Below are 6,875 nucleotides of genomic sequence, written 5' to 3' on the forward strand. Positions count from 1 at the left end.
TGTGCGTGGGCGTTACCGGTTCAGGTTCCCGGCGGAATCTAGGGCCAGTGGGCTAAACAGGGGGTGACCGTCCAGGTGCGGCTGCCCCTCCCGTTCAGTCAGGCGGCCGGCGCACAGCAGCTGGAGGGTGGCGATCAACAGGGGATGCTCCACCGCCAGCACGCGCGCGGCCAGGCTGTCGGCGTCATCGCCGGGCATCACCGGTACCCGGACCTGGGCCAGCACGGCGCCGGCATCCAGTTCGGGAACGACCAGATGCACGCTGGCCCCGTGCTCGGCATCGCCGGCGTCCAAAGCCCGCGCATGCGTATCCAACCCTCTGTGCAGTGGCAGCAGGGAGGGGTGGATGTTGACCAGGCGGCCATTGAAGCGCTGCACGAAGGCGGCGCCGAGAATGCGCATGTAGCCGGCGCAGACGATCCAGTCCGGCGCGGCCGCGGCCAGTGCATCGCCCAAGGCCTGCTCGTAGGCGGCGCGGTCGTCGAATTCCTTCGGCGCATGTGCCCAGCGCAGGCTGGCGCCGACCCGTTGCAGCGCGGCGGCGGCCGGGCGGTCGGAGAACACGCCGACGACCTCGGCGGGCAGGCGCCCGGCCGCGATGGCATCGAGGATGGCCTGCAGGTTGCTGCCGCGCCCAGAGGCGAGCACCGCGATGCGGGTGGGCGCGGTCATTGCGCGGCACTCCGGCGGATCAACGGCCAGCTCAGCAGGCTGCCCACGGTCGCCAGCAGCATGTCGGCATGGGCGTCCCACATGTCGCCCTGCTGCCCGTTGTAGGCCTCGGCGGCGTCCGGCGACAGGGCCAGCGCGATGGCCCACTCGAACCACTCGTAGACCAGGCTGGCGCACATCACTGCCATCACCGCCAGGGTGAAAGCCTGGCCGCGGCGCAGCGCCGGCCAGGCATGGCGTGCCAGCTGCAGCAGCGCAGGCGTGAAGCAGACGCCGAACAGGAAGTGGATAAGCCGGTCGAAATGATTACGCTGCCAGCCAAACGCCGCATTCGGCGACCAGCCGGTCAGCGCCTGCGCCCATGCGTCGTAGGGCACGTTCGAGTACAGCCAGCGCGCAGCCACGCAGTGCAGTGCAATGAAGCCGCAGATCGCGATGAAGGCACCGTTGCCCAGCCAGCCACCCCGGCGGTCGACCCATAGCAGTGCGGCCAGCCCGATCACGGTCAGGGTGCTGTGCAGGGCCTGCTCGGTGGGCCACAGCGGGTGGATCCAGCTGATCGCGAACACCGCCAGCACGGCGGCGAAGGCCAGCTTCTTGGGGCCCGTGAAACGGGAAGCGGCAGGCGAGGCGGTTGTGGAGAGGGCAGGCGCGGACATGGGGAGTCGATCAGGGGAGGGGGGCGTCTGCCGGCAAGCTCAGACGCTGAGATGGTCGCCGCGGTCGAACAGTGCGGCCATGTCAGGCTTGGACAGGAACACCCAGGCATAGGCGGTCAGGGCCATGCCCAGCGGGCCAGCCAGTACCGCCAGCCAGGCCGCGCGCTGGCACCAGGCCAGCCCGGTGCGGCGCGACAGCAGGCGTGCGGTGTGCAGCTGCACGACGCCAAGCGCGGCAGCCAGCAGCGAAATGACCCCGTACACCGTGGCCAGTACCGCGCCATCGGCCAGCCCGCGTGAGCTGGCGACCAGGCCGATGAAACCGAGGAACGCCAGCGCGGCCATCCAGTGGAAAACCGCCAGCGCGTAGAACAGCACCTTCAGCGTCTGCAGGTGGCTGGCCAGCTGCAGCTGCGCCAGGGTCTGCTGTGGTAGCGGCGGCGGTGCGCCGGGTGTCGTCATGTCGTTGCACCACTTGCATCGAAGGCGGCCTTGACCTGCGGGCGCAGCAGCGTAACCAGGGTGAATACCCCCAGAACGGTGCCCAGCGGCGCGCACAGGCAGAGCAGGCCGGCCACGATCAGGCACAGCAGGTGGCGACGACGCTGGGCCAGGCAGCGTCCGGCCTGGATGACGAATGCGGCCATGCCCAGGCCACCGGCGACGAACACGGTCCCCAGCACCGTGAACACCCAGCCGAACAGGCGCTGTTCGGCCGGCGACGAGGGCTGGCCCCCGGAGTTCATCGGCAGATGGCCGCTCAGCGCACTGATGCCGAGCACGATGTACAGAATGAAAAACAGCGAGAGCAGCGCGATCAGGCCACCGAACACATAGTGCGCGATGGACAGCGCGCGTAGGTGGTCGGCGTCCTGCCTGCTGAAGACCGGCGCGGCCGCCAACGGCGGCGGTACCGGGGTGGGTGCCAGGGGGGGCGTTGCGTCCATGCGGGCTCCTCGGGGTCGGGTTCAGCCGATGCGGACGCGTTCGGCGCCTTCGGCGGTGACCACCTGGCCGATGGTCCAGTGGTCCAGGCCCTGGGCTTGGACCGCCTCGGACACGGCAGCGACCTGCTCCGCTGCCACGATCAGCACGAAGCCGATACCGCAGTTGAAAGTGCGCCACATCTCGCTGTCGGCGACCGCGCCTTCCTTCTGCAGCCACTGGAACACTGGCGGCAGGGTCCAGGACGAGGCCTGGATGTCCAGGCCTAGGCCGTCGGGCACCACGCGGATGATGTTCTCGGTCAGGCCGCCACCGGTGATGTGGGCCATGCCGTGGATGGCATCGCCGTGCGACTTCAGCAGCGACAGGATCGGCTTCACGTACAGGCGGGTCGGTGCCATCAGCGCATCGACCAGCTTCACGCCACCTTCCAGTTCCAGGTCGGCCGGGCGGCCGGCGCGGTCGTAGATGCGGCGCACCAGCGAGTAGCCGTTGGAATGCGGGCCGGACGAGGCGATGCCGATCAGCACGTCGCCGGCGGCTACGCTGGCGCCGTCCTTCAGCTCGCTCTTCTCGACCGCAGCCACCGTGAAGCCGGCCAGATCGTACTCGCCCGGGGCGTACATGTCGGGCATTTCAGCGGTTTCACCGCCGATCAGCGCGCAGCCGGCCTCGGTGCAGCCGTTGGCGATGCCGCCCACCACCGCCGCGGCGGTATCGACGTCCAGCTTGCCGGTGGCGAAGTAGTCCAGGAAGAACAGCGGCTCGGCGCCCTGCACCAGCACGTCGTTCACGCACATCGCGACCAGGTCGATGCCGATCGTATCGTGGCGGTTCAGCTGATGGGCCAGCTTCAGCTTGGTGCCCACGCCGTCGGTACCCGACACCAGCACCGGCTCGCGGTACTTGTTGGACAGGTCGAACAGGGCGCCGAAGCCGCCCAGGCCGCCCATCACTTCCGGGCGGAAGCTGCGCTTGACCAGGGGCTTGATCCGCTCGACCAGCGCGTTGCCGGCGTCGATGTCGACACCCGCGTCACGGTAGGTGAGGGGGGAGGGGGCGGAAGACGGGGTGTTGGTCACGGGCGTCGGCGCTGGCAGGGGTTGAACGGGCGATTTTAACAGGCCGCATTGGCGCAAAGGCCGTATTCGGGCAACAATTCCCCCGGATTCGTCGAGCCAATGGATGTCCTGATGCGCCGCAGCCTGATTCTGACCCTGCTCCTTGCACTGAGCCTGCCGGTGGCCACGATGGCCCAGAGCGGCCTGCGCACCGAGGGAGATGTTGCCACCGCCTCGGGTGCGTACGAGGCCGAAGTGCCCGTCAATAGCCAGGCCGAAGCTGATCGCAACGGCGCCCTGGCCCGTGCCCTGAGCGTGGTGCTGGGCAAACTGTCCGGCGACCGCAACGTGATGTCCCGCCCCGGCGTGGTGCAGGCGCTGCGCAACGCCAAGGACTACGTGGCCAGCTACGACTACAAGCAGGACCAGAGCGTGGGCGCCAGCGGCGCGCCGAGCTTCAGGACCCTGCTGGTGGCCCGCTTCCGCGAGGATGACGTCGACTCGCTGGTCTCGGCGCTGGGCCTGCCGCTGTGGCCGCAGCCGCGGCCGAAACCGGTGGTGTGGTTGGCCGTCGACGACGGCAGTGGCCCGCGCCTGGTCAGCGTGCAGCAGGCCAACGCCGCCCGCCCGCTGCTGAACCGCGCCATCGAGCGGGGTTACAAGCTGGGCCTGCCCAGCGGCGGTGCCGCCGAACAGGCGCTGGCCGGTGCCATCTGGCGCCAGGACAGTGCCGCCGTGGCCCGCGCCTCGTCGCGCTACTCGCCGCCGATGCAGCTGATCGGCAAGCTCTACCGCGCCAACGGCGGCTGGCAGGCGGACTGGGTGTTCGTCGACAACGGCCGCGAGCTGAACAAGTGGACCAGCAAGGACGCCAACGCCATGCGTGCGATGGCCGCCGGTGCCGATGGCGCCGCCGACGCGCTGGTCAAGCGCTATGCCAAGGCGGGTGCCGCCGTCGGTCAGGCCGGGACCTACCGCGTGGTGGTCACCGGCATCAACAGTGCCGACGACTACCTGCGCCTTGCCGCCGGCCTGCGCGAGGTGCCGGTGGTGCGCAACGTCACCCCGCTGCACGCTTCGGCCGGCCAGCTGGAGCTGAGCCTGGAGATGACCACCGGCCTGGCCGGCTTCAACCGCATGCTGGGCGACAATGGCGTGCTGGTGCCCAGCGCGACGCTGCCGGCCCTGCCGACCCCGATCGATGACACCACCGGTGCCCCGGTGGCCGCGCCGGTCAGCAACGAGTACCGCTTGCGATGACCCTGACCCCGGAAGCCGAAATCGCGCAGTTCCTGCGCCGCCTGAAGTACATCCTGTTCGCCGGCTTGGTCGGCTGGGTGGTGTGGCTGCTGGCACCGATCCTGACCCCGTTCGTGCTGGCGCTGGCGCTGGCGTGGCTGGGCGATCCGCTGGTGGACCGCATCGAGGCCACCGGCCGTTCGCGCATGACCGGCGTGGTGCTGGTGTTCGCTGCGATGGTGCTGGTGATCGTGGCGCTGCTGCTGGTACTGGTGCCGATGATCGAGCGCCAGATCACCACCCTGATTGCGGTCGCGCCGCAGGCACAGGCGTGGCTGATGGAGAAGGGGATCCCCTGGTTCGAGCAGAAGACCGGCCTGGAAGTGATGCAGTGGCTGGATCCGGACCGCCTGATCGAATGGGTGCGCAGCCACTGGCAGCAGGCCGGCGGCTTCGCCACCACATTCATGGGCTACGTCTCGCGTTCGGGCTTTGCGATGGTGACCTGGGTGGTCAACATCCTGCTGCTGCCGATCCTGGCGTTCTACTTCCTGCGCGACTGGGACAAGCTGGTCGAGCGGGTGGCGTCGGTGATTCCGCGCAACCACATCGGCACCATCAGCGCGTTGGCGCGTGAGTCCAACGAGGTGCTGGGGGCGTTCATCCGCGGACAGTTCCTGGTGATGCTGGCGCTGGGCGTGATCTATGCCGGCGGCCTGTCGCTGGTCGGCCTCAAGCTGGGCCTGCTGATCGGCCTGATTGCCGGCCTCATCAGCTTCATCCCATACCTGGGCGCGACCACTGGCGTGCTGATGGCGGTGATCGCGGCACTGGTGCAGGCGCAGGGCTTCGACCTGAAGCTGCTGATCCTGGTGGGCGTGGTGTTCACCGTGGGCCAGCTGCTGGAAAGCTACGTGCTGACCCCGCGTATCGTCGGCGACAAGATCGGCCTGCACCCGGTGGCAGTGATCTTTGCGGTGATGGCCGGCGGCCAGCTGTTCGGCTTCCTCGGCATGCTGCTGGCGCTGCCGGTGGCCGCGGTGACCAACGTGCTGCTGCGCTATGCGCATCAGCGCTACCGCCAGAGCGAGCTGTACGTGGGCGAGAAGCCGGCGATCGTGCTTGATGGCGTAGTGGACGCCCCCCATATCATCGTTCCGAACGACAAGGGCCCCGACCTGAAGTGATGGGTGTGCCGCAACTGCCGCTGGCCCTGCATTACCCGCGGGACCAGCGCCTGGAGACCTTCATCGGCGCGCCGGACGGCGCGCTGGCGCAGCTGCGCGCGATCGCGGTTGGTGCCAGCCACGACTGGGTCTACCTGGAAGGTGCGGCGGGAACCGGCAAGACCCACCAGGCGCTGGCGATGTGCTCCAGCGCCGAGCAGGCCGGGCGCCTGCCGACGTACGTGCCACTGGCCAGCGCAGCAGGCCGTGTCCGTGCAGCGCTGGATGGGCTGGACGCACGCGAACTGGTGGCGCTGGACGGGCTGGACGAGGTTGCCGGCAATCGCGAGGACGAGATCGCGCTGTTTGATTTCCACAACCGCGCGCGCGCTGCAGGTGTGACCGTGCTGTACACGGCGCAGAAGGCACCGGGCGAGCTGGGCCTGGTGCTACCGGACCTGCGTTCGCGCCTGGGCCAGTGCGTGCGCGTGCTGCTGCAGCCGCTGGATGAGGAAGGTCGTGCTGCGGTGCTGCGCGAGCGTGCACTGCGACGTGGCCTGGCCATCGACGAAGCGGCCATCGAATGGCTGCTGTCGCACACCGGTCGCGAACTGGGTGGATTGATCACCCTGCTGGACTGGCTGGACCGCGAATCGCTGGCGGCGAAGCGGCGGATCACCGTGCCGTTCCTGCGCCAGGTGCTGGAAGAAGGCCGGCCTCGTTACTGAAGGTGGGGTTTGTTTTCAGGGCTGCGCCCTGCACCCGCGGTAGTGCCGGCCGCTGGCCGGCAGCTTCAACAGCAACGTCAGAAGCTGGCTTCCTGAGGGGAGGCGGGGTGGCTCAGGTTGCGGGGGACGGCGCAAGTACGTCCATGTAGCCTCGATCGCGCCATCCATGGCGCTCACGCCCCCGCAACCTGAGCCACCCCGCCTTCGACAGGTTCCCGCGATCTGCCGGGACTGCGTACTGCACTGCTGTTGGTGGGTGTCGACCTTGGTCGACACGTGTCTTGCTTGTGGTGGGTGACGACCGTTGGTCGTCACCGGAGCAAGCGTAGCGAAGCGACACGCTTTTGCTCTTCTTTCTTTCTTCCGTGGCTGGACGCGCACGGAAACTGTCAGAGGCCGGGCGGG

General features: G+C 68.7%; 8 protein-coding genes. 3 read left to right on the plus strand and 5 right to left on the minus strand.

Annotation, left to right across the window (positions count from 1 at the left end; all coding sequences use genetic code 11):
* Nucleotides 1-12: 12 nt before the first annotated feature.
* From purN to purM, 5 genes are read right to left on the minus strand one after another with little or no spacing between them, the layout of a single operon-like run.
* On the minus strand, nucleotides 13-672 hold the full coding sequence (gene purN / locus HMPREF3114_RS17450) for a phosphoribosylglycinamide formyltransferase (RefSeq protein ID WP_053500218.1): 660 nt from the start codon (nucleotides 670-672) through the stop codon (nucleotides 13-15).
* The gene (locus tag HMPREF3114_RS17455) at nucleotides 669-1,331 is read right to left on the minus strand and encodes a DUF2238 domain-containing protein (protein WP_005415568.1); all 663 of its coding nucleotides are present in this window, start codon (nucleotides 1,329-1,331) and stop codon (nucleotides 669-671) included. Before HMPREF3114_RS17455 ends, purN begins: the two co-directional genes overlap by 4 nt.
* A 39-nt stretch (nucleotides 1,332-1,370) precedes the next feature.
* Entirely contained in the window at nucleotides 1,371-1,793 is a 423-nt protein-coding gene (locus tag HMPREF3114_RS17460; protein WP_005415569.1) for a hypothetical protein, read from the minus strand.
* The gene (locus tag HMPREF3114_RS17465) at nucleotides 1,790-2,278 is read right to left on the minus strand and encodes a hypothetical protein (protein WP_053500217.1); all 489 of its coding nucleotides are present in this window, start codon (nucleotides 2,276-2,278) and stop codon (nucleotides 1,790-1,792) included. The genes HMPREF3114_RS17460 and HMPREF3114_RS17465 overlap by 4 nt, the downstream gene beginning before the upstream one ends.
* 21 nt (nucleotides 2,279-2,299) lie before the next feature.
* Nucleotides 2,300-3,358 (minus strand): phosphoribosylformylglycinamidine cyclo-ligase, encoded by a 1,059-nt coding sequence (gene purM / locus HMPREF3114_RS17470; RefSeq protein WP_053500215.1) that lies wholly within the window; start codon nucleotides 3,356-3,358, stop codon nucleotides 2,300-2,302.
* A gap of 99 nt (nucleotides 3,359-3,457) precedes the next feature.
* Between purM and HMPREF3114_RS17475 the strand changes: the two genes are divergently transcribed.
* From HMPREF3114_RS17475 to hda, 3 genes are read left to right on the plus strand one after another with little or no spacing between them, the layout of a single operon-like run.
* Entirely contained in the window at nucleotides 3,458-4,597 is a 1,140-nt protein-coding gene (locus tag HMPREF3114_RS17475; protein ID WP_032953985.1) for a DUF2066 domain-containing protein, read from the plus strand.
* A complete protein-coding gene (locus HMPREF3114_RS17480) occupies nucleotides 4,594-5,763 on the plus strand; it encodes an AI-2E family transporter (protein WP_053500214.1) in 1,170 nt (389 codons plus the stop codon). The genes HMPREF3114_RS17475 and HMPREF3114_RS17480 overlap by 4 nt, the downstream gene beginning before the upstream one ends.
* On the plus strand, nucleotides 5,763-6,470 hold the full coding sequence (hda, locus tag HMPREF3114_RS17485; protein WP_053500213.1) for a DnaA regulatory inactivator Hda: 708 nt from the start codon (nucleotides 5,763-5,765) through the stop codon (nucleotides 6,468-6,470). The genes HMPREF3114_RS17480 and hda overlap by 1 nt, the downstream gene beginning before the upstream one ends.
* The last annotated feature ends 405 nt before the right edge of the window (nucleotides 6,471-6,875 follow it).

This window comes from Stenotrophomonas sp. HMSC10F07 (assembly GCF_001807895.1).
GTDB lineage: Bacteria > Pseudomonadota > Gammaproteobacteria > Xanthomonadales > Xanthomonadaceae > Stenotrophomonas > Stenotrophomonas sepilia.

Excerpts from the sequence above, each read along its gene's own strand:
- HMPREF3114_RS17455 (WP_005415568.1), bottom strand. The coding sequence starts at position 1,331 with ATGTCCGCGCCTGCCCTCTCCACAACCGCCTCGCCTGCCGCTTCCCGT.
- HMPREF3114_RS17480 (WP_053500214.1), top strand. The coding sequence starts at position 4,594 with ATGACCCTGACCCCGGAAGCCGAAATCGCGCAGTTCCTGCGCCGCCTG.
- purN (WP_053500218.1), bottom strand. The coding sequence starts at position 672 with ATGACCGCGCCCACCCGCATCGCGGTGCTCGCCTCTGGGCGCGGCAGC.
- hda (WP_053500213.1), top strand. The coding sequence starts at position 5,763 with ATGGGTGTGCCGCAACTGCCGCTGGCCCTGCATTACCCGCGGGACCAG.
- HMPREF3114_RS17475 (WP_032953985.1), top strand. The coding sequence starts at position 3,458 with ATGGATGTCCTGATGCGCCGCAGCCTGATTCTGACCCTGCTCCTTGCA.
- HMPREF3114_RS17465 (WP_053500217.1), bottom strand. The coding sequence starts at position 2,278 with ATGGACGCAACGCCCCCCCTGGCACCCACCCCGGTACCGCCGCCGTTG.
- HMPREF3114_RS17460 (WP_005415569.1), bottom strand. The coding sequence starts at position 1,793 with ATGACGACACCCGGCGCACCGCCGCCGCTACCACAGCAGACCCTGGCG.